Below are 25,673 nucleotides of genomic sequence, written 5' to 3'. Positions count from 1 at the left end.
GATGTTTTTTTTGACGAACCGCGAAGACGCGAAGAACCACAGGCGGGACGCCTGTTCCACAAAGGAAGAGAAGAGCGAGAGTTCACAAATTATTAGCGATTATCCTACATTCTAATGAGATTGATGCAAAATTATGCGGTTGCCGGCCGGATCGAAGGCATAGATTTCTAAACCGTGTGAGGCTTTGATAATTTCTCCGGCGGGCGGATAACCTAATGCCCAAATTCGGGCGATCGCATTTTCGATATCGCTGACTTCCAAACACAAACTCATGCCTGTTTTTGCTCGATTTACAAATTCGGATTTGTGGGAATCTTTGGGTTTGAATATGCCGAGTCGTAAGCCGGGGAGTTGAAATTCAGCATAAGTATTGGGAATGTAAGGATTTGGTTCTATGTCGAGAAATTTGGTGTAGAATTTGACCAGAACTTCTTTGTCGAGGTCTGCTAAAGTTACTAGGGCGGCGCTGTATTGGAAACTCATATAAATGGGTTGTAACAAATTAGTAATATTATACAACATTCACTGCGATATCAAAACTTCGGCTCTAAAAGGGAGTGACTGTGCAAGTCTTGGTATAATCAATTGCTCGCCCTGCAATCCCTTTACTCTTCTAAGTGAGATGAATCCAAAAGGAAATCAAGAGAACCAGAATCTTAGAAGACTAAGAGTCAGTGCAACAACCCCAGATTCTAGGTTGATTGAGAATCGAGAATCTAGATTTCCGCGTGCAGTTGCTATGGCGATAGATGATGCTCAAGAGGTTATGAACGATTTATATCGGGAAGAGGCAGAATATGGAGATGGAAGTTGTGCTTTTATGGTAATGAAAGAACAATTTGAAGGTGGAGTGGAAAACCCGCCAATATCCCTAAAAAAAGGAACTCTCCACGATAAAAAGTGCGGTCAATATATTGTATCATTACAAATAAAACTGCCAATTTTGCCTTCTGTTCCTCATGAGCCTAAAGAAAAGATTGCTAGAGAAATTGAAAAAATGGAAGAGGCGCTACAATGGGCTGAAGACTACCGCAACGGCAACGATCCGGTGATTCCTCGATGGGCCAACTCTGGGAAAGATCAGTTAGGAAAATAATCAATGGATACTATTAAGGTAGAGAGCACTTACAAAACACCCTATTTGGGAATAAATTGGCGGGATACAAAGCATCGGCTTCCTATCCAGCCAAAGGACACTGTGAGTTTCTGTGACTTAAGAAATTGCAGTCTAGAAAAACTAGACTTATCAATGGTAGAGTTCTTTGGTTGCCGTCTGAATGGTACCTTATTTAAAGGTGCAAATTTGCAGAAAACGCAATTTATTAGCTGTTTTTCTTCAGATGATTGTGCGCCAACTGATTTTAGGGATGTTATTCACGAAGATGTGTCTGTGGTATATTCTCACCTTCACTACCAAGCAGACGAATTTCTGACGGATTCTCATTATCTTGGCGATGATTTTTGGATGGGAATAAGTCCCGAGTCTCGGTGGCCTGATGTTGTGACTGCTGCTGCTACTGAAACACTTTCCGATCGCAATGATGTCAGATATAATGCTGCTGCCAAATTAGGAGATTTAGATAATCCCGTTGTTGCTCCCATACTGGCTTGTCTTCTAGCTGACGATGAGTGGGATGTGCGATCAATTGCCCTCGAAGCATTAGGAAATCTACGGCATCAGGAATTCCCCCAGGGTGACAATATTTTATTGGAGTGGATGTTCTTACGTCTCGGAGATCGACATTCGATTGTACGGCATACAGCGAGAAATCTGGTTGAAATTCTATCACCTCCAAACCATGTATTGCTTGCTTCTATTAACCGGATGATGTCGCCGGAATCTGAGGAAAGAATTGCAGGCGTACTTGCTGCTATTGAGTTGTGCAGGCTAGACGAACAATATTCGAGTTTGCTGGAACCGCAAACTATTGAGGGTCTACTTTCCGATGAATCACTTGATGTTCGGCAGGAATGTTCCTCTCTGCGAGAAATTTTAGACGGGGATTGTTAGAAACCTTAACCAGAATAGGGTGTAAGCTTTTACATTCTTAAAATTCGCCAATTCGTCCGACTATTTGAATTTTACCTCGTGCATTGCCTTTAAGAATTACAGCTTCGCCGCTTTGGGGAACAATATCTGTAATCGCTGTAATATTGACTTGATGCGTTACCATAATAATAGCGCCTTTTGTGTTGCGGTTATCAACAATTAATTTGCGGATTGTTGCTGTTTGTCTGGCTTCTTGGCTGCTGTCGCTAAAGAATGAGTTGAGGGCTGGTAATGGCTCGACTTTGCCTAAATTTATAAGTTTTGCTGTTTCCAAACACCGGCACCACTGACTCGATACAACTCTAACAACTTTGATGTTGCGGTTGCGAAATTTGGCTCCGATTTGCTGGGCTTGGGTTCTTCCTTGTACTGATAAATTGCGCTGGGTGGAACAGTCGCCTAACTTAAAGTTAACAGGATCTCCGGTGCCTGGGGCGATCGCGTGTCGCATTGCCACCACCAACCCTGGATCTCCCCGCTGCAACAATTGCCATCCCGCTTGAGTTTGGGCTTTGGTTGCTGCGTCAGAAGTTGCAGTTTGAGTCATTATGCCGATCGACAATACTAAAGCTAGCGAACCGAAAAACCATTGACCGTTGAGGTAAATCTGTGCTGCCATTGTTCCAGAACTTAGAAATTATCTTATCATATTGTAATACAACAAATATTTCTCTATGGAACTCATCAATTTTATTGCTCTGTCTGTCATTGTTGTCGCTGCGCTGGGGATTGGCGTGGGGACAATGACTTGGGCTTACTTCGGTAAGGGCAGCATTTCTGTACTGTTTAAAGAACCAATTTTAAACTCGCCCGAATTTCCAGATACTGACGCAGGAGGCAAAGCTGCGGTTTATTTTCAAGCAGGAATTGAGGCTTATCAATCGGAAAATTACCGCCAAGCTGAAGATAAATTTACTAGCGCCATACAACAGGTGGCAACGGCAGAAGCTTACCACAATCGCGGCTTGATTTTTGCAAATTTGCGATCGGATGGCGAGGCTGTGGCAGATTTGATCCGTGCTAGCGAATTATACCAACAGCAGGGGAATGGATTTGCGATCGACACGATTAAACAAAATCTTGCAGCTTTGAAGCAGCGCAAATTAGAACGAGAAAAACCAAAGTCTGTAGCGACATAAATTAGTAGGTTGGGGCCGTGTAACGAAACCCAACCTATTGTTTTGGTCTGAAAAACGCGGTTTTGCGATGTATCATGTTCGAGCCAAGGTATTTGAGACAAACCGAGTTTGTTTTCAGAATTATTATTAAAGTTGAATATCAAGATTGAACATTCTCGTAAACAACTAAACTTTTCGGGTATCTTCGATGTGGTCGATTTTAGAAACCAGCATTTCTCGGCTAGATGCCACAACTCGGTAATTAGTAATTGGATCGTAAGCTTCCCACTCTTGAGTGACTTCGCTGTCTTGCCACAAAAACCATTCCCGGTAAATTTCGCCGTCGTCAATGTCGCCGCACAAATTAAGCCAATCATCTCCTCCCAAACTGTCAAAGTCTCCTCCTACTAAGTCAATCCAAGCCGCCACGATACAAGATTCAATAGCACTATTATCAAAAGTATCTACCTGAGATTGAACAGAGGTTTCGGGAAAGCAAAGTGTGGATTTCATACGCTGTACCTGAATGTTATGTTATTAATTTATACAAAAATCATCAACGCTAGCGATCGCACAATGCCACTATCGGAACCTCCACAGTTTATACCTGAAAAATCTCGATCGCCAAAACGCTCAACTGTTGATGGTGTATGATTTTATGGCGTTTTGAGTTAAGCGGCGGCAGAGGCTGATTTGAGCCAATTTGCTAACTAGCACAGCAGAAAGCCCCTGAAGCGAAGCTATCCCGTGGGGAATCGCCCGAATATCTCTGTCAAGGGCGATCGCACTTTCAGAAGCGAAGACAGCGCGACTGGCAATTATATACTTGGTAGGTTGGGGAGTTTCCGTACAGTTTTTGTGATAGCATTTATAGGAACAGAGGTTGCAGATAGACAAGACAGTCGAACAAAACAAAGTTTGAGTCATGCCAATTCTGCTGAATATCCCAAGTATTGAAATATCGCTGGTGCTTCCCAAATTGCGAGAAGCTGCGATTAATAGAGTTCGCAAAGTAGATAAATAGTTAATCCGAAAAACAATGCTAGAGCTCCACTGCCACACAACTTATTCCGACGGCACTCTCACCCCAGCCGAACTCGTAGCCGCCGCCGCATCTTCGGGGGTTCGCGCCTTGGCCGTCACCGATCACGATACGATGTCTGGTTGGGATGAAGCCTTCGCCGCCGCTGCTTTGCACGGGATCGAAATAGTCCCCGGACTCGAACTCAGTACAGTGCACAACGGTCGATCTTTGCACATTTTAGGTTTTTATCCCGATGCAAATAAGTTGCGCGTTCCTTTGAATGATCGCATAGAAGGAAGATTGAGGCGATCGCAAGAAATGGTAGATAAACTAGCAGCGTTGGGATTCGCGATCGAACTACCAACAACATCCCCAGGAATGGCACCGGGAAGGCCTCACATTGCCTCTGCCCTTGTAAAAGCTGGTCACGCCAAATCATCGCGGGAAGCCTTCGATCGCTGGCTGCGAGACGACGGCCCCGCCTACGTGCATTACGAGAAATTCTCGATCGCCGAAGGCATAGATTTACTCAAGAGTTGCGGCGCAGTACCGGTGTGGGCGCACCCTTATTTATTTCGCGGCGGCGCTGTTGAGGAAGTTTTAAAAGAATTAGTAGATGCAGGTTTAATGGGAGTTGAAGTATATCATCCCAGCCACAGTTCCAGCCAAATTCAAAAGTTGAAAGATTTGTGTCTTGAATACGGTTTGCTGGTAACTGGTGGCAGCGATTATCACGGCCCCGAACCCGAAAGAAATGAAAGGAAAGGTGTTGAAAGTACCCAATTGAATATGCTGCATATACCGTTGGAATTGCTGGAACCGATTAAGGTTGCTGCGGCGAGTTTGAAGTAATAACTGTGGGGTGCGTCAGTTCAAATCGGAGTAAATGGGAACAATTAAGCCATTCTAACGCACCTTACAAGACATCGCGATCGTTCTGGTGCGTCAGTTTATATCAGAGTAAATCGCAATAATTAAGTCATTCTGACGCACCCTACTAAAAATCGATAAAAATAAACCAAACATAAATTAATGTGAAGTTAGCGAGGAACTTCAGTTGAGCTAATGTTAGGATAGCAGTAAAGTTCAACTACTCGGCGGAGCTTATTATGAGTGTAGAAGACAGGGCAAAGGCGATCGGCAAAAACGTAGAAGGCAAAGCTCAGGAAATTTTCGGAAACATCACGGGGAACAAAAAAGACCAAGCTGAAGGCCAAGCAAAACAAGCGGAATCGGCCGCTCGCCACGCTGCAGAAGATGCTAAAGATGCTGTGAAAAATATCGCAGATAAAGCTAAAAGAGCGATCGACAAATTGTAGAAACTGGACATCAAACCGCGATTTGCGGTAGGGGCGGGTTAACCAACAATTTACGGTAAAAATGAATGATGTTGTAAACCCGCCCCCACCCAACAGACAATCAAAATGTACGAGGGATTTATGGGTAAGATGTTGATGTGAATTTATCGCTGGGATGGGGCAGGTTTATCAGATTTTTGGTCTGTTTTGTAGATGGTTGATGAACCCGCCCCTACAGGATTTTGTGAGGTTTTTTTGTTTAAATATAGATGGAATCTTAAGGTTTGTAGGGGCGGGTTAACCAACAATTTACGGTAAAAATGAATGATGTTGTAAACCCGCCCCCACCCAACAGACAATCAAAATGTACGAGGGATTTATGGGTAAGATGTTGATGTGAATTTATCGCTGGGATGGGGCAGGTTTATCAGATTTTTGGTCTGTTTTGTAGATGGTTGGTGAACCCGCCCCTACAGGATTTTGTGAGGTTTTTTTGGGGATTTTATTGGTTAAATAATATCAATAAATCTGCGGTTAAAAATCGGGTATCTGGGCTAAAAGCCCGATCGCCAAATCCATCTGATCCTTCCCCCGCGCCAGAAAACCTTCGCACTCCTGCCAACACTCCACAGCCACCCCAAACTGCTCGAAAACCTCTTCTAGAGGCAACTCTCCCGATTCCACCCGATCGATAATCGCTTCAATTCGATCGACCGTTTCCTCATAATTCCAGTCTGACTGGCGCAACTGCGAGTTAATCATAACTTTTCTTCCGCATCCAATACTTCTACAATCTTAACTTTCAGCACGCCGCGACTCAACCTCACAGTCAATTCCTCTCCCAATTCCAAACCGTCAGTTGTGCGGACGATCGTACCGTCACTTTGGATTACCGCCGCATAACCCCTTTGCAAAACCGCCGCCGGATTCAGTGCGGATAACTTTTCTTGCAATACTTCTAGTTTACCAGTTGCTTGTCGCAAAGTTCGGGATGTCGCAGGCAAACGTTTTAATCGATTTTGTAACAGTTGCAAATGCTCTTCTTCTGCCTGAAATCGGGTTCGCACAGCACTTGCTAAATTGACCATTCGCTGCTTGTGTTCAAAGTAAATATCTGCTAAAATTGGTACAGCTTGAGCGGCCGCCGCAGTGGGAGTGTGGGCTCGTTTATCTGCTACTAAATCGGCGAGAGATTCGTCTCTTTCGTGCCCGATACCGGTGATAATTGGAATCGCACAATTCGCGATCGCCCTTACCACTCTTTCATCATTAAAACAAGCCAAATCCTCCGCAGAACCGCCGCCGCGCCCTAAAATGATCACATCAGCCCTACCGTCCAATTCTACACGCGCGATCGCCCTAGCAATCGCAGCCGGAGCCAAATCTCCCTGCACCAAAGTCGGCGACAGCAACACCCGCAAACCCGGATATCTCTGCGCTAACGTGCGCTGAATATCCCCCCACGCAGCGCCAGTATCCGATGTGACTACCGCCACAATTTGCGGATGCGCGGGAATCGGGCGCTTTCTGGCCGGATCGAAGAAACCCTCAGCATCCAAGCGCGATCGCAATTGCTGCAACCGCAAAGCCTGCAATCCTTCCCCAGCCGGTAGCGATTGCACCACAGTCAACTGGTACTCGCCGCGATTTTTGTAAACCCGGATGCTTCCCAAAACCAGCAATTGTTCCCCTTTTGCCGGCAACTTCAAAAATTTTAGCCGCTGAGAATTCCACACCACGCAGCGAATCGCAGCGCTTTTGTCGGTGTCGCACAGAGTGAAAAAGCATCCGCTGGGGTGGTGCGAAACGTTCGACACCTCGCCTGTCAGCCAAACTGATTGCAGGTTGCGATCGCCCTCCAACAAGTCTTGCAGGTATGATGTTAGTCCAGCAACAGATAAAGCTGTATCGGGAAGAATTGAAGTCATCCAATTTTAGATTTTAGATTTTAGATTTTAGATTTAGGCTACTATCAATGCTTCGGACAGTGTGTGATTGCCAAGCGTAAAATAAGGGTTTCAGGGCGATTGCCGAATCGACTTGCTAACGGAAAATCAAGGGTTTCAGAATACAATCTCAAAATAGTCCGGACTATTGTACTATATCTAAGGTAATTTATTTGTAGGCTGAGCGGGCGATCGTAAATTTAACTGCAAACAAACTAATGATATCAGATACAATGACTTCGATGAATGTGCTGCGCCAAGAGGCTGCGGCGATCGGCATTACTGAGGAAGAAGCCAGAAAATATGGCGACCTCCGACATAAAAGAACTTGGTCTTTGGCGATCGAACATCACCTCTCAATGCAAGATTTTGCCGATCAAATAGAACAATCCTTCACAACTTCCGAACCCGATTCCTCCAGCGGACTCAACCACTATCAAACTGCGGAGTCGAAAGACTATGGTATTCAGCTAACTGCGAACCTAGGCGAATCTAGAGTAACCAGGGAGAACCAAACAGCATCTGTTGCTTCGTCACAACAGCAAGCAGTAGCAATCGGGCGATCGCACGGCAATTCAGACTACCACAGCAACCAAAACCGAGGTTTTAAACAAGTAGTTCAAAATCATATTAAAGCATTAACAATTGCATCCGCCTCCCGCACAAATCTGCCCTATTCACAACTGGGCAATTGGGTTTGTCCTGAGTGTGGGCCGGAGGGCGGATTGGGTTGTTACCTTTGCGCTGGAGAAGGCAATGTAGGCGATATTCCAGCTATTGGCTGGACGCTAGCTTATATGGAAATGTTGGGCTGTTCTCCTCGCGAAATTGAACCCTTGAGAAAAATTTCGCCTTCATTGAATATTCTGGAATTGAATTTAAAAGTTTGTGTTGCTATCAAACAAAGTAGCGAAGTTTTAGCCAGGACGGAGAAATGGGTAATTAGTCATTAGTTACCTGAAATCTCAACCAAATTAAGTATTGATTCTAGCTTTTTCAAAGCAACTTCCAAATCATCATTAACAACTTGGAAATCGAATTCCCCTGCAGCTTCAATTTCCTCTTTAGCCCGCAACAACCGACGGGTGATCGCACTTTCGGAATCTTGACCGCGACTCCGCAGCCGCCGTTCCAATTCTTCCCAAGAAGGAGGTAAAATAAAAATTCGCAGCGCTTCTGGAAACTTATTCCTAATTTGCCTCGCTCCTTCGAGTTCAATTTCGAGCAATACCAATTTTCCCTCATCGGTACGATCCTGGAGAGCAAAATAAGGAGTACCGTAAAAATTGCCGGCAAACTCGGCCCATTCCGCCAACTCTCCAGCCTCAACCATTTGTTCAAAGTGGCTGCGGCTGACAAAATAATAATGCTTTCCCTCAATTTCTCCCTCACGGGGCTCACGAGTTGTCACCGATACCGAAAGATATAATTCGGGATGGCGATTGAGGAGCGATCGTACTAAGGTGCCTTTCCCCACACCGCTAGGCCCCGTCAGAACAATTAATTTACCGGATTTCATTTTTAGAATAGAAACGTGTAACAATTTAAGTGTCCGCTTACTTTAGACTGTAAGCGCTCAAATTGCAACTGACAAACCTCAATCATCCCGACCTTGACCGTCTTTGCTCACCACAAAACGATTAGCAACCGTTTCCGGCTGAATCGCCGAGAGGATGACGTGACTCGAATCTGTAATAATTACCGCTCTCGTGCGGCGGCCATAAGTAGCGTCAACCAGTTGTCCTCGCTCCCGCGCATCAGTAATAATCCGCTTAATTGGCGCTGATTCGGGACTGACAATGGCAATCACTCGATTAGCAGACACAATGTTACCAAAACCGATATTAATTAATTGAATATCCATGAAAATCTTAATCTATGGGTGAATGAGTAACTATCAATCCTTACTTTTTATCATATATACAAAGATTTTTCTGACAATCCTCAAATTAATCCCAACTGATTTTTTTAGTTAATAGCTGATTTTTTTTACCTTTTGGACGCCGAGTACCCGTTCTTTATCAAAAATTTAAAAAAGACTCGCTGTAGCCGCTCTATTTTAAAGATTCGGTAAAAGCGTCGATTTTGAGTTGCTAATAAAAGCATTAGCTGTATCGAGAAAACAGCCCGTAAATGTTGCGAAATATAAATTTAATTTCATGGAGAGGGAAAGTTAAGTATAATCAGCGATCGATGACAGCAAATATTCGCAAATGCTGGTTTGATGAGCGTTCAACCTAAACTAAAAGCTGCTGGCGATCCTCTTCGAGGGCTTCGCTAACGCACTTTCGGCCCGGTTTTCCACACAAACATTTTGGATGATGTGCCAAACTACAAATGTTTCTTGCATGATGTTCTACAATAAAATGGGTTTGTAGTGAGGAATGCAAGTCCTATTAATACCAATAAAAAAAGTGCTGCTACACTTATCAATTTTATAACAATTATGAAAATTTGCAGAGTCTCGCGCCGGACACGGCAGTGCCGTTTCCCTACAGATGGTCGCAGGATTATATGTAGCAATATTTGTGGAAATTAGTATAAAAATTTGAACACTTTAGTTTTTACTACAAACATTTTGAATTCAGCACAATTTAGGCAAAAAGTGGTTTTACGCATGATATCAATTCTGGTTGCATTGGAATGATTAAACCGCAGAGGACACAGAGAGCACAGAGGAAGAGAACAGAGAGATGAATAATTCCGATGCTACCGGAATTGATGGGAATTATAGCAGTAAGACTTCATCCACACCACACCCTACACATACAGGATATGTATAAATATTATTCAACAAAAAACTGGGATTAATGCAGATAAATTCACCGGCATTAATCCCCAGTTATTCCACCGTAGATTAAGCCGCAACTAAACCGCTGTGTCTTAACAAAGCTTTAGTGCTCGGTTCGCGGCCCCGGAAAGTTTTAAACACTTCCATCGGGTGCAAACTGCCGCCCAATCCTAATACTGTATCTCGGAAGCGCCTACCTGTAGAGGCGATCGCACTTTCATCTTCCAAACCCGCTTCCTCAAACGCCGCAAAAGCATCCGCGCTGAGCACTTCCGCCCATTTATAACTGTAATACCCCGCCGCATACCCGCCCGCAAAAATGTGTCCGAAAGCGCACAAAAATGCGTCTTCTTCCAGAGGAGGCAAAACAGTCGTAGTTTTAGCGATACGGTTGCGGACATCGGCCACAGTTTCGCTGCCGCCCGATCGATAGCGGTGGTGCAATTCGATGTCAACGCTGCTAAAATGTACTTGCCTGAGCATGACGGTGCCGCTCATGTAGTGGCGCGCTGCTAGCAGTTTTTGGTAATAGTGTTCCGGCAAAGTTTCCCCGGTTTCGTAATGCTTTGCCATCCCGAACAAAGTCGCCCGATCATAACACCAATTTTCCATAAATTGACTGGGCAATTCCACTGCATCCCACTCAACATTATTAATGCCCGAAGCCCCCGGATAGTCTACCGTTGTCAGCATATGCTGCAAACCGTGACCGAATTCGTGAAACAAAGTTTCGACTTCCAAGAAAGTCATTAAACTCGGTTTGCCGTCAACCGGAGGACTTTGGTTGCACACCAAATAAGCCACCGGCAACCGCGTGGTTGTCTTTCCGGCTTCCACAAATTTAGCGCGCACCACGCACTCGTCCATCCAAGCACCGCCGCGCTTTTCCTCGGGGCGACTGTAGGGGTCTAAATAGAAATTGGCGATCGTATTTCCTGCTTCATCATTTATTTGGAAATAGCGCACATCTTTGTGCCAGACAGGAGTTTGACCGTCCGCCGCAGTTACTGTCACGCCGAACAGGCGTTTTACTAATCCAAATAACCCCTCTAATACCTGTGGCAAAGCAAAATAAGGTCGCAATTCTTCGGCACTAAAAGCAAACTTTTCTTCCCGACGCCGTTCCGACCAAAAACCAATATCCCAGTGCTTCAAATCTCCACCTTCCGCCGCGCCTTTTTCGGCAGCAAAAGCTTTTAATTCTTCTAAATCTTTGACAGCAGCATCATAACTAGCCTGACGCAATTCTTCTAACAAAGCTTCCACTGCTGTCACGTCGGGAGCCATTTTGCTCGCCAAGCTCAATTCGGCATAACTGCTAAACCCGACCAAAGCAGCTTTTTCCTGACGCAAAGCCAAAATGCGATCGGTCAACGGCCAGTTATTCAATTCTCCGCTACTTGCTCTGCCGATAAAAGCTTTGTACAACTTTTCGCGCAAGTCACTGCGGGTGCTGTGCTGCATGAAAGGGCCGTAACTCGGAAAGTCTAAAGTAATCCGCCAAGGGCCGTTTTCGGCATCCGCATTTTCTTCGCCAGCGCTGCGAGCGGCTTGAGCTGCTAAACTCAACAAACTCGGAGGCAAACCGTCAATTTCGTCTTTGTTTGTGAGGGTGATGCTGAATGCTTTGGTAGCGTCGAGGACGTGATTGGAAAATTGGGTAGTAATTTCGGCCAATTCTAATTGAATGGCATTAAAACGCTCTTTTTGCTCGCCTTCTAAACCGACGCCGGAGAGTTGGGCGTCTCGGAGAGCGGCTTCGACAATTCGCTTTTGAGCTGACTCTAAGCTGTCCCAATTTTCGCTAGCCCGCAGTGCTTTAAAAGCTTCATAAAGCGGTTTGCTTTGACTGAGCTTGCTCCAAAATTTTACTACTTCCGGCTGCACTGTTTCGTGAGCCGATCGCAATTCCGGGCTATTTTTCACACCCATCAAATGTCCGACAATGCTCCAGCTCCAATTTAAACGCTCTCCGAGTCGCTGCAATGGTTCTACTAAGCCGCTCCAAGTCGGTTCTACAGACGATTCTAAGTCAGCTAGCGAGGCTTCTAGTTCGGTCAGCAGTTGGGTAACAGCGGGGACTACGTGTTCTGGTTCGATCGCGTCAAAGGTCGGCAATCCTTGACCGATTAGTAACGGGTTATCAGCAATAGTTACGGTTGCAGTCATTGATTTTTCTTGTAACAGGTTGAAAACAGTTGACACTCTCCGGGCTAAAGCCACGGAGATTCTTAAGACCACAATTTGAGTCTTAAAGGCGCTGACAAATCGCCTCTACACGCTCAAAACAACTACTAATACCAGAAGTATTGCAATTGCGCTTACTTTTGTCTTTTTATACTTTCAGAGTCCATCACCAAGCCAGTTAGGTACGCCCAACAATTCACTATTGCTTGTTTAACCAGACTACGATCGAGTCGAGGCGAGCTAAATCAGGAGTTACACCTTTTGAGATTGTTTCAACACGTAGATGGTTGTTCTTACTTGCCTTTCTAAATGTTCTAACACAAAGCCGTCAAGCGAAGGACGGGGCTTCAGACTCATTTTGTTGGTGAACTAGACAGATTAGCTTTTAATCTTTTAACACAGTTGTCGAAAAAGTAGGACTCGATCGGACGTGAGTCGGAGAGTCGGAGAATGTCGAGCGTGTCCGATGGAAAAAGTATTCCTTCTGACTGATGACTAATGACTGCTGACTAATGACTACTGACGGTTCTCTGCGGTGTGCTGCAACTCCTTGACAACTGAGATTAAGCGCTTGAGGTGAGGTTTGACAACTTCTTGCTGCTCGTGTTCCAAACGGTGGATTTGAGCTTGGACGATCGACAAATCCGCAGTGGATTGGTGCGCGGGAACTTGTAGTTGGCTGTGCAAATTGGCCATGACTTTCTGGATTTCCAAAAATCGAGTATTTACTACTTCCCAGTCGTCTCGGGTGATAGAAGTTTCTATCAACCCTTGCGTCGCGCTTTGCAGTTGCTCTATAGCCTGTTCTACAGCTTGGAGATGCGCCGATTGGTCAACTGATAAATCTTGCAGTTGTGCGCTCACCTGCTGGCGGACATCGAGTACAGCAGACGCCACGATTTCTTGCAAAGAAGCTACCGACTCTCCTAAACTGAGCAATTGCCGCTGGATGTCGATCGACTCCTCAAAGCCTTCTGCCCTAGGCATTGCAGCCATTTGCTGGCGCAGCGCTGCAATATCTGCTGACAACTGCTTCCGCAATTTAACAATTACCGTCACCGCCGTTTTTTCGACTTTATTGACAGACTTTTGGACTTGGGCCATTTCCGAATTTTGATGCACCCGCACCTGCTGCTCGAACCGATACCGGTTAGCAACATTCAGCGACAAAGCCAAGGTTAGGGGAGCCACCCCGTAAAAAGCTTGACCCGACACTGCCACCGCCAGGGAACCCACACCAGAGGCCGCCAGAGAGGCGTACTCTGCCAATTCCAGCCAGTGCCTTTGAGGAAAAATTGGTCTCAAGTGGTTTGCAACAGAGGGTTTTGGCTTCCGCACGGCTCTTTGGGTCATAGTATTTGCTCGTTGTTGGTAAGGTTGCGAGACTGGGTGGAGCATCGATTTCTATCCTTTTTTCAGTTATATGTTTTAGATTATTTCTTGGCACTCTTCTATTTTTACCTTTGTGAGTAAGTTAAGGATGACTGCCATATTATTATGTATTTGGGAGCCTGTGACGATCGCGCCCAATTCCGGCTGTTAAAAGGTTCGCCCCAACGCGCCCTCTATTTTACAGGAGTTAGCGCGATCGGGTTCGGGCGATCAACAAAGCCGCTGCTGTACCCAACCGAACAATGCCTAATACCATTTTAGGTTTTAGATTTTAGATTAAAAGTTAAAAAATGCGACTTACTGAGGGCGATCGTCATTTGGAGCTTGTCGGGAGTTGCCTTTTTGTGCGCGCCTTGATATAATCTACTCTTTCTCAATTGCCCCCTCTCAAATTTACTGCCAAAATTGACCAATGAACTCAGAAAAACCCGGAATTGGCGATCGGCTAAAGTCTATTTTCAGTATCGCCATCTTTATCATTCTCGTACTAGGAGTAGGCTTTTTAAGCGTTAATTTTATTTCAGCTCTCTATGCAAAATTTTCTTAAAATTAGGACTTACCCACGGGTGCCCAGAAACCGTTTTTTTTTACGATAATAGTTCGTCGCAGTCGGCAGATTAGGTGAACAACCCGGTTTCTTTAGTCGGAATGAGTCCCAGACTGTTTGAGATTCCCAACTTCTTCAAGAATTCTCGAATCTTAAGCACCAGATCATTAGACCTCTTGCAAAAATAACTAGGACGGGATCTCCGGCCCATCCCACAAAAAACATTTTTTCTTGTGGAACGGGCATCTTGCCCGTTCCAAAATTTGATTAAAAGGACTTTTGAAAGAGGTCTATTTGTTTGGATTGCATTCTCCTTCTTCCTTCTTCCTTCTTCCTTCTTCCTTCGCCTATAATTTCAACTATAAAGATTGTGTTCTGGGTCGAGCCAGACAATATAAAAAACATTTTCACTAAAAAATCCATGCACCCTGCCGTATTCATTAGCAGAAATTTGAAACTGGTAGGGAACATTTATTAGGATATCTTCATTGGGAATGCCAAAGCCACTAGCTTCAGTAGTATTTTTCCAAACTATGCTATGACAGCGCAGACTTTTACTCTGATTATTGATAACCTCTTGAGCATTCAATTGTGACAAATCGCGCAGCCGTCTCAGTAAAGACGCTAGATACTTAGCGTCTCTACCGCCAATGAAAAACTGATCTTTATCATCCTGATAATACCTGAAAGAAAAACTAATTGCTTCGGGAATTTGGATATTGACAACCTCTCTCTTTGGTGAAGATGGTTGACTACGAATCTCTGTATCTTGTCTTTTTTTATGCTTCTTCGATGACACGGGTTTTGTAAAATTTTCTCATTGATTCCTTCGTAATAATAGCATGAGAAGGTTCATCTTTTGGCAACTCACCTCTAGCATTAATCCAAGGATCTTCACGGCGCACCATCAATTCTAACTCATAGGCATCCCGAAAGAGGTAATCATCGGACAACTCGTCTAAAAACTCTTGTACTTCTTCGGGAAACTCGGGTTTTTCGACTTCTTTCAGAATTGGCTTCCAGTCAAATTGTTCTTTGTATTCGTAAAATAAAGCCGGGATAGTCGGCCCGTGCACCCAAGCTTCAAAATCTTCATCAAACAGCGGTGTATCCTCAAACGCGAGATACCAGGCTTGGCCGTAGTACAAGAGTTTTTGTAGCTTGTGGTTGCTGAGATAGGAGCCGACATCATTGGCAAACCAGATGTAGTAATCAGGGAGTTGGGAGGCTGTTGTGACTGTAGTTATTGTGGTCATCTAACTCGATTCAATAAGTTTTGTATTCTATGATAGCACAGTCACCACTCTTTATGATTGGGCGGTTGAAACCGCTTCTTGTCAAACAAAGTCTGCCTCCGCAGACTAAGAAAAAAAAGGTTTATTAACAATGGTGCAACATCTCCGTTACAATCCTTTGATATATTGCTTCAATACAGGTGACAAAGTGTAAAGACTTGCTTCTTTTTCTATCAAGCAGCGCCGCGAGAGAGATTGCAATGCGTTTAGCAAATATGATGATGATATTTGTCCGTTTTGTAGCAATTTGGCGACGTTGACTGGCTGGTTTTCTGTCGCAAACAATGACAGGACTTGTTTTTCTAGTTCGGAAGTGCGATCGTACTGCTCTTGCAAAACTTCTTTCAAATCTTCCGGCAACAATATGGTATCATCTATTAATACCTCACTCGCACTAATTCCTAGCTCTTGAATCAAAGTCGCCACGCTTTTTAACCATAAGGGATTGCCTTGGTAGCGGTGAATCAGTGCTTCGCAGTTATCGATTTCTGCTAATCCTTTATCTCTGAGAATTTCCCGTGCGGCTGCGGTGTCTAAACCAGTGAGTTGTAAGGTGCGAATGGGAGTATTTTCGCTGGTGAGTTGAGGAACTTCTTTGGGTGGTTCCCAACCGATTAGCAGAAAGCAACTTTGATGGGATAATTTTTCTATCTGTTTGAATAGGGAGCGATATTCTTCGTATTTGGGTTTATACTTTCCTGCCAATTCGCCGCTACAGAAAAGGTTGTGAACGTCATCCAAAACTACTAAGCATCGATGGTTTTGTAAATATTTAATTAGTGGTAAGTGTTTCTGGTTGGTTGGGGATGAATCTAGGTTTTCTGACTTGGATAAAAGCTGTATTAAGTTAGGTTGAAATTTATCGATGGTGGGGAATTCGTCTAGCGTGCACCAAACTGCATACTCAAACTCGTGTTTGATTTGTTGTACGAGTTGTACTGCTAGGGATGTTTTTCCGATGCCGCTGATACCGGTGAGGGTGATGAGGCGGCAGTTTTGTTGTAGAATCCAGGTTGTGAGGGTTTGGAGTTCGGAAGTGCGATCGAAGAAATTACCCAACTCCGGCATTTCGCTTAAATCTTGATGTAGAGTTTGAGGTGGTTTTGAGTTAGATTTTTCGTCATTATCTGGATGTGACGTTGATATATCTGGGGGGTGTCTTCCTTCTCCACAGATATTGAAACTACCCCTCACGTTATGTGCAAAGTTTAAAATATTAGAGTTTTGCAATCTCTCCATTGCCGATCGAAAATTCTTTTTATTGACATCTTCCCCTAAGTATTCTGAAAGTAATTGCCATAATTGCGAAGCCGCATTCCTAACACGACTTTCAGAACAATCAAAGTCTTTGGCTACGTGCTTGTATGTCTCGTGTTGTACAGTTCCTTTCAGTACCGCCTCTTGTAAATCATCAAGGTGTTGACCCGTTTTCTCGAAGACTATGCGATCGGCGAAGTTTAACATTTCTTTGAGATTCATTAGCTCAAGAGGATGGGAAAGTTTTGTGTACTCTAGCACAGTTTTATATATTTTAGTATGTTCTTAGATATTTTAGTACATAACTAGATTTAAAAAAAGTGAAAGTAGGAGAAAGTTGTTGGCAAAATAAGATACTTTCTGGGTAGACAAATCTTTGATTTTCATAAACAATATAAAGAATGAAAATATCTTCTAAAGATCTACTTACAGATTGGTATCGCCGTGTGCGAATCGTCCAATTTTGTCACTACGAGTCTGCAAAATCTTTTGAGCGTATGAACTATTGGATGGGTATGCCAGCAGTATTTTTGTCTACTCTTGTTGGAACTTCAGTCTTTGCGACTCTTGGTGAATCAATTGATAAAAGATTTCAAATACTTGTGGGGTTAGTGAGTGTGTTGAGTGCGGTTTTATCAGGAGTACAAACATTTCTCAGATTTTCCGAAAAAGCGGAAAAACATCGAATAGCAGCAGCTAGATATGGAGCTTTACGCCGTGAAATTGAGGAGATTTTGACAGTTGGTGAAAACCTTACTAAGGAGATTAGTACCCCTCTACGTCAAGATATTAATAGACTGTCAGAGGAAGCACCACACATTCCTGATAAAATTTGGTCGAGAAGGAAAGAAGTGATGAAGGAAGATAAGGAGAACCTTATTGGACTTTTCAATGATTCCTGATGTTAAAAGTAATAAATAATATTAAATTGAAATAGGTAGAAAAATCATGTACAATCCACCACCCCAACATGAAGACCAACTTAATGATGTATTGAAGCGAATTACAAGAGGTAACGTAATGCTTTTTACAGGTGCGGGATTTTCTGTTGGTACCCAAAATAGGGATGGTGAAGAACCTCCTATGGCAGATCCTTTATCGCAGTTAATCGCTCAACTTGGAAGAACTAAATTTGGAAATCATGAAGCTACTAACGATCTTCAGTTTGAGGCAGATTACTATATTGACAATTTTGATAAAAACGAGCTAATAAAGCTTTTAAAAAGAAAATATTCTCTAGTTAGTGTAAGTGATGAACATAAAGTTATATGCAGTGTGAAATGGCGAACAATATATACTACGAACTACGACAACTCGATAGAGTTATCAGCCAAGCAAGTCGATAAGTCGATCGAAAAAGTAACACTCGATTTAGATCCTAAACAATATTATCAAAAAGGCAAAGACATTTGCGTTCACATTAATGGTTCTATCGAGTCTCTTACTGCTGAGAATTTAAATACAAGCTTCAAACTCTCAGATTCATCTTATATTTCTCCTGACTCATTTACTGAATCTACTTGGGAATATTACTTTAAATATGATTTGGATCATTGTAGTGCAATCGTATTTATTGGATATTCAATGTACGATATTGAAATCAAAAAGATTTTATTTGCCCAATCGCAAGAATTAAAGGATAAAACTTATTTTGTAACTAGGAGTAATCCAACTATTAAGGAAAACTATAACTTAAAGAAATTTGGAACTGTTTTTACAATAGGGCTAAATGGATTTGCTCAGCGCTTAGACGAAGCCATAAAAAACAATCCACCAATAGATACAAAACTACCACCAATAAAAGCATTCCGCAAATATGAAAGTTCTGGGAACGACCAATCAATGCGGGATAAAGATATCGATGATTTTCTACTATATGGCAATATTAGCGATGGTCATATTGATGAGGCAATTTCTGCACCCCAACAATCGCCTTATCTCGTAATTAGAAAAGAAATCGAAAAAGCAATTGAATTGATTGATAGAAAACACAACCTAATTATTACTGGTGAATTTGGAAATGGTAAATCCATATTTATAAGAGAATTAAAATCATACCTTGTGATTAAGGGCAACGATGTTTTTTCACTTGAAGACGGAGAAGGTGATTATGCTGGCGACATATATAAATTTTCTCGATTAGATACAGAAGTCATATTAGTAGTAGATGGATATGAAAAATATTTCGATCTAATTGAATGCTTTGATAGATTAAGCCCAAACAATGTAAGGCTTATAGTTGCTGCTAGAACTCAAGAACATGACCGTCTTAGAAATAAATTCTCTTCATCACTTAGGTGGTCTACAATCTGTGTAGATATTCTTACCGATACAGAAATAGATAAACTGATTGAGATAATTGATAGTCTTGGAATCTGGGAAGAAATGGCTCGCTATTCTCCTGAAAGAAAGAAGAAAATTATAGAAAAAGATTGTGAAAAAAAAATCTCTCTGACACTTTTGAAAATATTTGAAGCGCCACAGATGCGAGATCGTATAGCAAAGCTGGTTAAGCCTATATTTGGTGTGGATGGTCTAAAACAGACTGCTTTTGCAATTTGCCTTCTTAGTGTTCTTGGTTATAGCAATCCAGATAATGCTCTAGTTTCTGATGTGTGTGATCGAGATGATATTTACAACACGATTTCAGATACAGATGCCACTAGAGCATTTCATCAATTTTTTTCCCGAAGTGGTAATCGCATTGATGCAAGATCTCCTATTTTCTCAAGTACCTTATTACGGAATCATTTTGAGCCTGATTTTATTATCCGTCAGCTATTGAAGATTGCCGAAAAATATGGAGTTTCCAAGAATCAAGGAAATAATCAGAAAGAAATATTAAGAGAAATATTAAAATTCTCAACTATTGAAAAAATACTATCAGATCAAGGAAAGAAAAAAAATATCAAAGACTACTATGAAAATTTGAAAAAATGTGCACGTTGGTTGATAACAGAGCCTCACTACTGGCTTCAGTATGGTATGTCGCATATTCTTTTTGAAGAGTATGATATTGCTGAAAGATATTTGAATACTGCGTATTCTTACGCAGAAAGAAAAAGAGATTATTGGGGAACTCCATTCGATACATCATATATAGATAATCAATATGCGAGAATTTTTTTAAAAAAAGCTTTACTAGAAGAAGCAGATGCGGTAATCTCTTTTAATAACTTCATTGAAGCCCATAAAAAATTATTGACAACTCCACCCGATAAATATAGATTTCGTCAAGTGTACGATGCCTATAAAGAGTTGTTCGATAAAAAATATAGCAGTTATTCCCGTGGCAACAGAACAGTGTTTGAGCAAGCCTGCAAAAGAATGCAAAGCGATTGGGAACAAGCAAATAAAAATGGCGATATCCCTAACTATGATGGAAAGGTGAGCCAAGCTGGAATACAACTTACACAGATAATCGACGCAATAAAGACTTCGAGAGCATGACATCGAGTCAGGCCAACACAACGCCTTCGATTGCCCTTCACGCATCAAGAGCGATCGCCCTTTCTTGTTTCTGACGACCGATCGCCTAAAATGAAAGACCGATCGCCCTTCACACCAAATACCAAACATTACGATGATTGTACCCAGAGCGATCGCCCTTCGCACCAAATACCTTCTGACTGCAATTACAGTATAATGAGTGAACATGATCTAGTAAAAATTGCACAGAAATCATGACTATCGATCTACAGATTTTTCAAACAGTCGTCAAGATGCCAGAATCTCTCAAACAAGAGATATTGCATTATGCAAAATATTTACTTGAGAAACACGCCAAAACTGAATCATCTCCAGAACAACTTGAACAACCTCATGGTTATGGTAGTTGGGCAGGTCAAATCGTCATGTCTGATGATTTCGATGAACCGCTGGAAGATTTAAAGGAATATATGTAACATGGAATGCCTTTTAGATACTCATGCCTTTCTGTGGTACTTGCTTGGCGATTCCAATCTAGGTAGTAAAGCAAAAGAAGCGATCGATACTAAAACAAATTTGTATTTTAGTATTGCCAGCCTGTGGGAAATCTCCATTAAAATTAATGTCGGTAAGCTTCAACTGAATCGATCGTTTGAAGACCTGCCGAAAGAATTGGAATACATTAACGTTCAAATTCTACCAATTACATTTGAAGACACTGAGATTTATACAAGTCTTCCTCTGCATCACCGAGATCCTTTCGATCGCATTTTGGTAGCACAGACGATGAATCATTCGCTTGTTTTGATTAGTCGTGATGAGGCTTTTGATGCTTATCCAATTCAGCGGGTGTGGTGATAAACAAGGCAAAAAGTTTATACTTGCGATCGCCCTTCACACCAAATACCAAACACTGCAATGATTGTACGGGTAGCGATCGCCCCTCAAAACTCATAGCGATCGGCACTCGTTATACTCAAAGTATCAATCCTCCACCAGATGCCGCGATGACCATCAAAGAACTCCTCATCCAAGAAATCGATAGCACACCTGACGAACTACTTGCGGATCTTCTCAGTTTGGTACGATCGCTAAAATCCACTCCAAACCCCCAACTTAATACCTACGAACAACTGCTAGAACCAATCGACTACCTCGAAGCCATCATCGGCATCCGCAAAGGACTCGAAAGCTTCGTTCGAGGTGAAGGTATTCCAGTTGAGAAAGCCATGACAGCGCTACAGCAGCAGTTCAACATTCCTCAGAGTCTATGAGTTCCTAGAAGTCAGTCACATTGACATTTTTGATTTTCGCCATTTTGCCTTAAATAGTAAAATAGAGCAGTAAGCTAGGCAATTGCCAACCTCCCTCTTCTGCTTGAGAGTAGAATAGATATATGATCTCGTTTCCGGTTGCATCGGAATGATTTAACCACAGAGTACACAGAGTACACAGAGGGAGAGAATATATATCTGAATCATTCCGATGCTACCGGATTTGATATGAAGTTTCAGTGGGACTCAAACAAAGCGATTAGTAATGCCAAAAAGCATGGTGTGTCTTTTGAAGAAGCTGTCACTGTCTTCGGAGATCCACTGGCTATTACAATTTCTGACCCTAACCACTCTGTAGGTGAGTTCCGTCTTTTAACGATCGGTCAGTCAAATTTACAGCGCCTTTTTGTTGTGTCCCATACAGAACGAGAAGGTGAAGTGCGTTTAATCAGTGCCCGTTTAGCCACCCGACAAGAGAGAAAAAGCTATGAGTCAGGAACCTGAAGTAACAATTAATGACGAGATGAGACCTGAATACGATTTTTCAGGTGGTGTCCGTGGCAAATACTATGAAGCCTATATGAAATCAAGTAATGTTGTGATTCTCGATCCAGACGTAGCAGAAATATTTCGAGACTCAGCTTCTGTCAATGAAGCGTTGCGATTGCTGGCAAAAATTGCCAAGTCTGTCACTGTCTAGGTAGCGCACACAACACAACAAATCAGATCCGAAAGTTTCCAGGTTATCTGTGCTTGCATAGGTGGAAAGCAAGGGGTAGCCCGATCGCCCTTGGCACCAAATACCAAACACTGCGATGATTGGACGGAGGTGCGATCGCCCTTCACACCAAATACCAAATCGATGTCTGCGGTACAATCAAGGTAAAACTCATGATTAATCTTTCAAAAATTAACACGCTCAACAGACTGCTGACTAACTAATCCAAAAACTTGCGAACTTGATATTCGCGACTTTCGGCGATCGCAATTTGCAAATCACCCATTTTGGCATCCAACTCCTCGATTGTGCTTTGTGGCACCGACTTCCACTTCTCCCTAGTTTCCCAGCGAATCAACATCACCACCTCATTTTCCACCGGATCTACCCAAATTTCTTTGCCTAAAAAACCGTCCCAACTTTTTAGTCCCGCCGTCCAAACTTCCTGATCTCGCTGAATAAACTCCTCCCACTTTTCTTGAGGTACTTTAAATTTTAGCCACTCAATTACCATCTTATTTCCTATTTGTAAATAGCTAATTAATCGTTGCCGATCGCAATTTTAATGATCAACTCCGTTCCCTCTCCCAAACGCGAAACACAGTGCAACTTACCGCCGTGCTTTTCTACTACTAAATGCTGGGATATTGCTAGACCCAAACCAGTGCTCGTGTCTGAACATTTAGTGGTAAACAAAGGATCAAAGATACAGTCGAGGACTTCTTCAGTCATGCCAGGGCCGTTGTCACTAATGGCGATCGCAACTTCGTTTTCCCCTACCACAGAAGTCCGAATCCTAATTTCGGGATTGCATACTTCAGAGTTCGACCTGGCTGAAGACAAGTAAGACTGATTTTGAATTTTACCATACTTTTCGGGATTTCTCCCCCCTTCTTCCAAAGCGTCGATCGCATTTGTCAGCAAGTGCATAAACACTTGGTTTAAGTGTCCCGCATAGCAGTGAATTCGCGGCAAATCCCCGTACTCTTTAACTAGAGAAATCCCCGGCCGTCCCCCTTTAGCTTGCAGGCGATTTTGCAAAATCAGCAAAGTGCTGTCCAAACCTTCGTGGATATCAGCAGGCTTCATTTGGGCTTCGTCGGTACGCGAGAACAAGCGGAGTGAGCGCACGACATCGCGAATCCTTTCGGAACCGACTTTCATTGAATTTAGCAGTTTTGGCAAATCTTTTTTGATAAAGTCTAAGTCTAATTCTTCCATCAAATCTTGAATTTCCGGCACGGGATGGGGATAATATTTGTGGTAAAGGTCGATCGATCGCAGCAGTTCTTGAATGTAGCCAGTGGCGTGGCTGACATTGCCCGAAATAAAACTAACTGGATTGTTGATTTCGTGCGCTATTCCTGCAACTAACTGCCCCAGAGATGACATCTTTTCTGTTTGAATCAGTTGAGTTTGAGTTTGCTGCAAAATTAACAGCGTCTGCTCTATTTTAGCCGCTTGTTGTCGCAGGCGTTCTTCGGATTCTTGCAAAGCTAAAAGAGACTGTTTGCTTTCTGTAATATCCAATCCCACAAATACCGCCGCCGTATTGTTATGGTATTTTTGAGCCACTATTAGATAAGTTTTATTTTCTCCTCTGATGCTCGCTGTTACTTCTTGAGATGTTTTCTTTTTATGGTTGGCAAAGAAATCGTATACTAAATCGTTAAATTTGGGACTTGTATCTAAAAAACCTACTTTTTGACCGATAAATAGTTCTGCCGGCATCTTGTAAGCGCTAGCTAAATGTCGGTTTACTCCCAAATAGCGCAAATCTGAACTTACCCAAGAAACTAATCCGGGCACGGCGTCCAAAACGGCTTGAAGTTGCTCTTTTGCCTCTACGAGGGCTGATTCTGCTGCGAGGCGAGCGGAAATGTCGCGGGCGATCGCGCAGCGGTATTCGCAGCCGCCGTATTCTAAATAATTGACTTTAACTTCGACGGAAAAACTGGCGCCGTCTTTGGTTTTGTAACTGGTTTCAAAAGTGAGGTTGGTTTGCTGCTTGAGTTGAGCCCAGTGTTCTCGCCAATCCGATGCTGGCAACTGCGAATCGATGTCGCTAACCCTCATGTTTAGCATTTCCGATTCCGAGTAGCCGAAAAGATGGCAAGCGGCTTTGTTGGCGTAGCAAATTTGACCGTCGGACGTAGTAAAAAAGATTGTATCAGCAGCATTTTCGAGGGCAATTTGAGTTAGTTGTGGTATAGTTTCTAACTGCTTGCTTTTGACCTCGGACTGAAATTTACTAGAGCAATTGGTTTGAGCGAGATCCTCAGTTATCTTAGAGGCAAACAAAATCAAACCGCCGATCGCACCTTCGCTATTTTTCCAAGGCTGAAATACCCATCTTACCGACTCGCTGACAGAGCAGCTTGCGGTTTTTCCTGATACAGATGCGATCGATCGCCCTGCCACAAACTCGCTGTATTCCAAAACTCCCGTCAAACAAGCCTGGGCATTTTGCTCCCAATATTCCGGGAGATTCGGGAACTGTTCCCAATGAGATCGGCCGATGGCCTCGCCGTCGCCCAACCCGCAATCTGTTTCCCAGCGACGAGAAACCGACAGATAGCGCATTTCACCATCTACCATTGCCACGGCCTCGGCTGAGCGCTCCACAAACCTCCGAAATCTGTCTTTACTCTCGGACACGGCTGCCTCTGCGGGTTGTTGGGCGATCGGGAAAGTCCCGTCAACGTACCTTCCCAGTCCCTGACTTTTTTGCTGAACTGGCTTAGTGTGCACGGTTTGGGATTTCCTCCATAGCTGTCAAGTTTGAAAAATTCTGTTTGAGACCAAAAATGCTGTTTTCCCCTGATTTGCTCTCTCGGTCGATCTCCTTAGAGGGTCTCACCCATCATTGATATCATTTTTGATGGGGATATGTCTATAGGTATTGCTATCAACTTAAGGCTAAAGGTAGTGTCCGCCTGCTGTTTGACCATTAGGCATAGATCGCGCCGGCGCCCCCGGAATAATCGGAGGGGACTGGAGTGATCTCTTGCCTGCCCCAACTATTCCGGGGTACAAGAGGGCAGCGACACTAGGCAAAAAACGAGGTAGACAAGGGTTTTAGGCGATTGTTGACACCAATGGTCTATAGATACTCAAGAAAATTTCCCCCAAACTTTGATATTCAGAAGAGTTCCTAGTGCCCCCAAACTTTGATATTCAGAAGAGTTCCTAGTGATTGTTGGGTATTTTATACAAGTTCCTAAAAGAATGCAACTGTAGGCCCGTGATCCAAACCATGAGCTTCCTCAGGTATCGGCTCAATAAGTAGGGGTAACAGTTAATCTAGTTGCCAAGACAAGCCCAAGGGATGAAGAGAAGATTTTTCG

At 43.2% G+C, this 25,673-nt stretch carries 28 protein-coding genes; 13 read left to right on the top strand and 15 right to left on the bottom strand.

Annotated features, from left to right (window positions below):
* Positions 1 to 111: 111 nt before the first annotated feature.
* Positions 112 to 483: a VOC family protein gene (locus QUA58_RS10090; RefSeq protein ID WP_333252962.1), complete on the bottom strand. Its 372-nt coding sequence runs from the start codon at positions 481 to 483 to the stop codon at positions 112 to 114.
* Positions 484 to 622: 139 nt separating this feature from the next.
* On the opposite strand from QUA58_RS10090, the gene QUA58_RS10085 reads away from it, so the two are divergent.
* On the top strand, positions 623 to 1,096 hold the full coding sequence (locus QUA58_RS10085; protein ID WP_333252964.1) for a hypothetical protein: 474 nt from the start codon (positions 623 to 625) through the stop codon (positions 1,094 to 1,096).
* 3 nt (positions 1,097 to 1,099) lie between these two features.
* On the top strand, positions 1,100 to 2,011 hold the full coding sequence (locus QUA58_RS10080; protein WP_333393892.1) for a HEAT repeat domain-containing protein: 912 nt from the start codon (positions 1,100 to 1,102) through the stop codon (positions 2,009 to 2,011).
* Positions 2,012 to 2,048: 37 nt separating this feature from the next.
* On the opposite strand, the gene QUA58_RS10075 is transcribed toward QUA58_RS10080, so the two are convergent.
* Positions 2,049 to 2,669, bottom strand: coding sequence for a histidine phosphatase family protein (locus tag QUA58_RS10075; RefSeq protein WP_333252968.1), 621 nt, complete (start codon positions 2,667 to 2,669; stop codon positions 2,049 to 2,051).
* A gap of 55 nt (positions 2,670 to 2,724) precedes the next feature.
* Between QUA58_RS10075 and QUA58_RS10070 the strand changes: the two genes are divergently transcribed.
* Complete coding sequence (locus tag QUA58_RS10070) at positions 2,725 to 3,189, top strand: hypothetical protein (RefSeq protein ID WP_333393891.1); 465 nt, start codon at positions 2,725 to 2,727, stop codon at positions 3,187 to 3,189.
* Between the two features lie 165 nt (positions 3,190 to 3,354).
* On the opposite strand, the gene QUA58_RS10065 is transcribed toward QUA58_RS10070, so the two are convergent.
* The gene (locus QUA58_RS10065; RefSeq protein WP_333393889.1) at positions 3,355 to 3,681 is read right to left on the bottom strand and encodes a hypothetical protein; all 327 of its coding nucleotides are present in this window, start codon (positions 3,679 to 3,681) and stop codon (positions 3,355 to 3,357) included.
* 120 nt (positions 3,682 to 3,801) lie between these two features.
* Positions 3,802 to 4,095 (bottom strand): hypothetical protein, encoded by a 294-nt coding sequence (locus QUA58_RS10060; protein ID WP_333309829.1) that lies wholly within the window; start codon positions 4,093 to 4,095, stop codon positions 3,802 to 3,804.
* Positions 4,096 to 4,207: 112 nt separating this feature from the next.
* Here QUA58_RS10060 and QUA58_RS10055 point away from each other — a divergent pair, with 112 nt between their 5' ends.
* Positions 4,208 to 5,044 (top strand): PHP domain-containing protein, encoded by an 837-nt coding sequence (locus QUA58_RS10055; RefSeq protein WP_333252976.1) that lies wholly within the window; start codon positions 4,208 to 4,210, stop codon positions 5,042 to 5,044.
* 257 nt (positions 5,045 to 5,301) lie between these two features.
* The gene (locus tag QUA58_RS10050; protein WP_106149015.1) at positions 5,302 to 5,511 is read left to right on the top strand and encodes a CsbD family protein; all 210 of its coding nucleotides are present in this window, start codon (positions 5,302 to 5,304) and stop codon (positions 5,509 to 5,511) included.
* A gap of 513 nt (positions 5,512 to 6,024) precedes the next feature.
* Here the strand turns inward: QUA58_RS10050 and xseB are convergent.
* Together xseB and xseA are read right to left on the bottom strand one after the other, a co-directional pair.
* Positions 6,025 to 6,252 (bottom strand): exodeoxyribonuclease VII small subunit, encoded by a 228-nt coding sequence (xseB, locus tag QUA58_RS10045; protein ID WP_333393887.1) that lies wholly within the window; start codon positions 6,250 to 6,252, stop codon positions 6,025 to 6,027.
* Positions 6,249 to 7,418, bottom strand: coding sequence for an exodeoxyribonuclease VII large subunit (xseA, locus tag QUA58_RS10040; RefSeq protein ID WP_333393885.1), 1,170 nt, complete (start codon positions 7,416 to 7,418; stop codon positions 6,249 to 6,251). The genes xseB and xseA overlap by 4 nt, the downstream gene beginning before the upstream one ends.
* Positions 7,419 to 7,654: 236 nt before the next feature.
* On the opposite strand from xseA, the gene QUA58_RS10035 reads away from it, so the two are divergent.
* The gene (locus tag QUA58_RS10035; RefSeq protein ID WP_333252980.1) at positions 7,655 to 8,389 is read left to right on the top strand and encodes a hypothetical protein; all 735 of its coding nucleotides are present in this window, start codon (positions 7,655 to 7,657) and stop codon (positions 8,387 to 8,389) included.
* On the opposite strand, the gene gmk is transcribed toward QUA58_RS10035, so the two are convergent.
* The 7 genes from gmk to QUA58_RS10000 form a co-directional block, all read right to left on the bottom strand.
* Positions 8,386 to 8,955 carry a guanylate kinase gene (gene gmk, locus QUA58_RS10030; RefSeq protein WP_333393884.1) on the bottom strand — a complete coding sequence of 190 codons (570 nt, stop codon included), beginning with the start codon at positions 8,953 to 8,955 and terminating at the stop codon, positions 8,386 to 8,388. The genes QUA58_RS10035 and gmk overlap by 4 nt on opposite strands.
* A gap of 78 nt (positions 8,956 to 9,033) precedes the next feature.
* Positions 9,034 to 9,300 carry an extracellular matrix/biofilm regulator RemA gene (remA, locus tag QUA58_RS10025; RefSeq protein WP_333046047.1) on the bottom strand — a complete coding sequence of 89 codons (267 nt, stop codon included), beginning with the start codon at positions 9,298 to 9,300 and terminating at the stop codon, positions 9,034 to 9,036.
* A 993-nt stretch (positions 9,301 to 10,293) separates the two neighbouring features.
* Entirely contained in the window at positions 10,294 to 12,396 is a 2,103-nt protein-coding gene (locus tag QUA58_RS10020; RefSeq protein ID WP_333393882.1) for a M3 family metallopeptidase, read from the bottom strand.
* A 534-nt stretch (positions 12,397 to 12,930) separates the two neighbouring features.
* Positions 12,931 to 13,767 carry a hypothetical protein gene (locus QUA58_RS10015; RefSeq protein WP_333393881.1) on the bottom strand — a complete coding sequence of 279 codons (837 nt, stop codon included), beginning with the start codon at positions 13,765 to 13,767 and terminating at the stop codon, positions 12,931 to 12,933.
* Between the two features lie 941 nt (positions 13,768 to 14,708).
* Entirely contained in the window at positions 14,709 to 15,152 is a 444-nt protein-coding gene (locus tag QUA58_RS10010; RefSeq protein ID WP_333393880.1) for a hypothetical protein, read from the bottom strand.
* Positions 15,133 to 15,609, bottom strand: coding sequence for a type II toxin-antitoxin system antitoxin SocA domain-containing protein (locus tag QUA58_RS10005; RefSeq protein ID WP_333393879.1), 477 nt, complete (start codon positions 15,607 to 15,609; stop codon positions 15,133 to 15,135). Before QUA58_RS10005 ends, QUA58_RS10010 begins: the two co-directional genes overlap by 20 nt.
* 147 nt (positions 15,610 to 15,756) lie before the next feature.
* The gene (locus QUA58_RS10000; protein ID WP_333393877.1) at positions 15,757 to 17,127 is read right to left on the bottom strand and encodes an NB-ARC domain-containing protein; all 1,371 of its coding nucleotides are present in this window, start codon (positions 17,125 to 17,127) and stop codon (positions 15,757 to 15,759) included.
* Positions 17,128 to 17,306: 179 nt separating this feature from the next.
* Here QUA58_RS10000 and QUA58_RS09995 point away from each other — a divergent pair, with 179 nt between their 5' ends.
* From QUA58_RS09995 to QUA58_RS09965, 7 genes are all read left to right on the top strand, one after another.
* Positions 17,307 to 17,807, top strand: a complete 501-nt coding sequence (locus QUA58_RS09995; protein WP_333393875.1) for an SLATT domain-containing protein — start codon at positions 17,307 to 17,309, stop codon at positions 17,805 to 17,807.
* A 46-nt stretch (positions 17,808 to 17,853) separates the two neighbouring features.
* Positions 17,854 to 20,355 carry an SIR2 family protein gene (locus tag QUA58_RS09990; RefSeq protein WP_333393874.1) on the top strand — a complete coding sequence of 834 codons (2,502 nt, stop codon included), beginning with the start codon at positions 17,854 to 17,856 and terminating at the stop codon, positions 20,353 to 20,355.
* Positions 20,356 to 20,588: 233 nt separating this feature from the next.
* Positions 20,589 to 20,810, top strand: a complete 222-nt coding sequence (vapB, locus tag QUA58_RS09985; RefSeq protein ID WP_106150059.1) for a type II toxin-antitoxin system VapB family antitoxin — start codon at positions 20,589 to 20,591, stop codon at positions 20,808 to 20,810.
* 1 nt (position 20,811) lies between these two features.
* Positions 20,812 to 21,192 (top strand): type II toxin-antitoxin system VapC family toxin, encoded by a 381-nt coding sequence (locus QUA58_RS09980; protein WP_333253003.1) that lies wholly within the window; start codon positions 20,812 to 20,814, stop codon positions 21,190 to 21,192.
* Positions 21,189 to 21,608, top strand: a complete 420-nt coding sequence (locus QUA58_RS09975; RefSeq protein WP_333393872.1) for a hypothetical protein — start codon at positions 21,189 to 21,191, stop codon at positions 21,606 to 21,608. The genes QUA58_RS09980 and QUA58_RS09975 overlap by 4 nt, the downstream gene beginning before the upstream one ends.
* 228 nt (positions 21,609 to 21,836) lie before the next feature.
* A complete protein-coding gene (locus tag QUA58_RS09970; protein WP_194011534.1) occupies positions 21,837 to 22,112 on the top strand; it encodes a BrnT family toxin in 276 nt (91 codons plus the stop codon).
* Positions 22,096 to 22,308 carry a hypothetical protein gene (locus tag QUA58_RS09965; protein WP_106147613.1) on the top strand — a complete coding sequence of 71 codons (213 nt, stop codon included), beginning with the start codon at positions 22,096 to 22,098 and terminating at the stop codon, positions 22,306 to 22,308. The genes QUA58_RS09970 and QUA58_RS09965 overlap by 17 nt, the downstream gene beginning before the upstream one ends.
* Before the next feature lie 238 nt (positions 22,309 to 22,546).
* Here QUA58_RS09965 and QUA58_RS09960 read toward each other — a convergent pair whose 3' ends face one another.
* Together QUA58_RS09960 and QUA58_RS09955 are read right to left on the bottom strand one after the other, a co-directional pair.
* Positions 22,547 to 22,840 carry a TIGR03792 family protein gene (locus tag QUA58_RS09960; protein WP_333253008.1) on the bottom strand — a complete coding sequence of 98 codons (294 nt, stop codon included), beginning with the start codon at positions 22,838 to 22,840 and terminating at the stop codon, positions 22,547 to 22,549.
* A 26-nt stretch (positions 22,841 to 22,866) separates the two neighbouring features.
* Positions 22,867 to 25,077 carry a PAS domain S-box protein gene (locus QUA58_RS09955; RefSeq protein WP_333253010.1) on the bottom strand — a complete coding sequence of 737 codons (2,211 nt, stop codon included), beginning with the start codon at positions 25,075 to 25,077 and terminating at the stop codon, positions 22,867 to 22,869.
* Between the last annotated feature and the right edge of the window lie 596 nt (positions 25,078 to 25,673).

The sequence above is a fragment of the Microcoleus sp. N9_A1 genome, from assembly GCF_036701795.1.
Classification (GTDB): domain Bacteria; phylum Cyanobacteriota; class Cyanobacteriia; order Cyanobacteriales; family Microcoleaceae; genus Microcoleus.
This window is presented reverse-complemented; position numbering and strand designations above follow the sequence as displayed.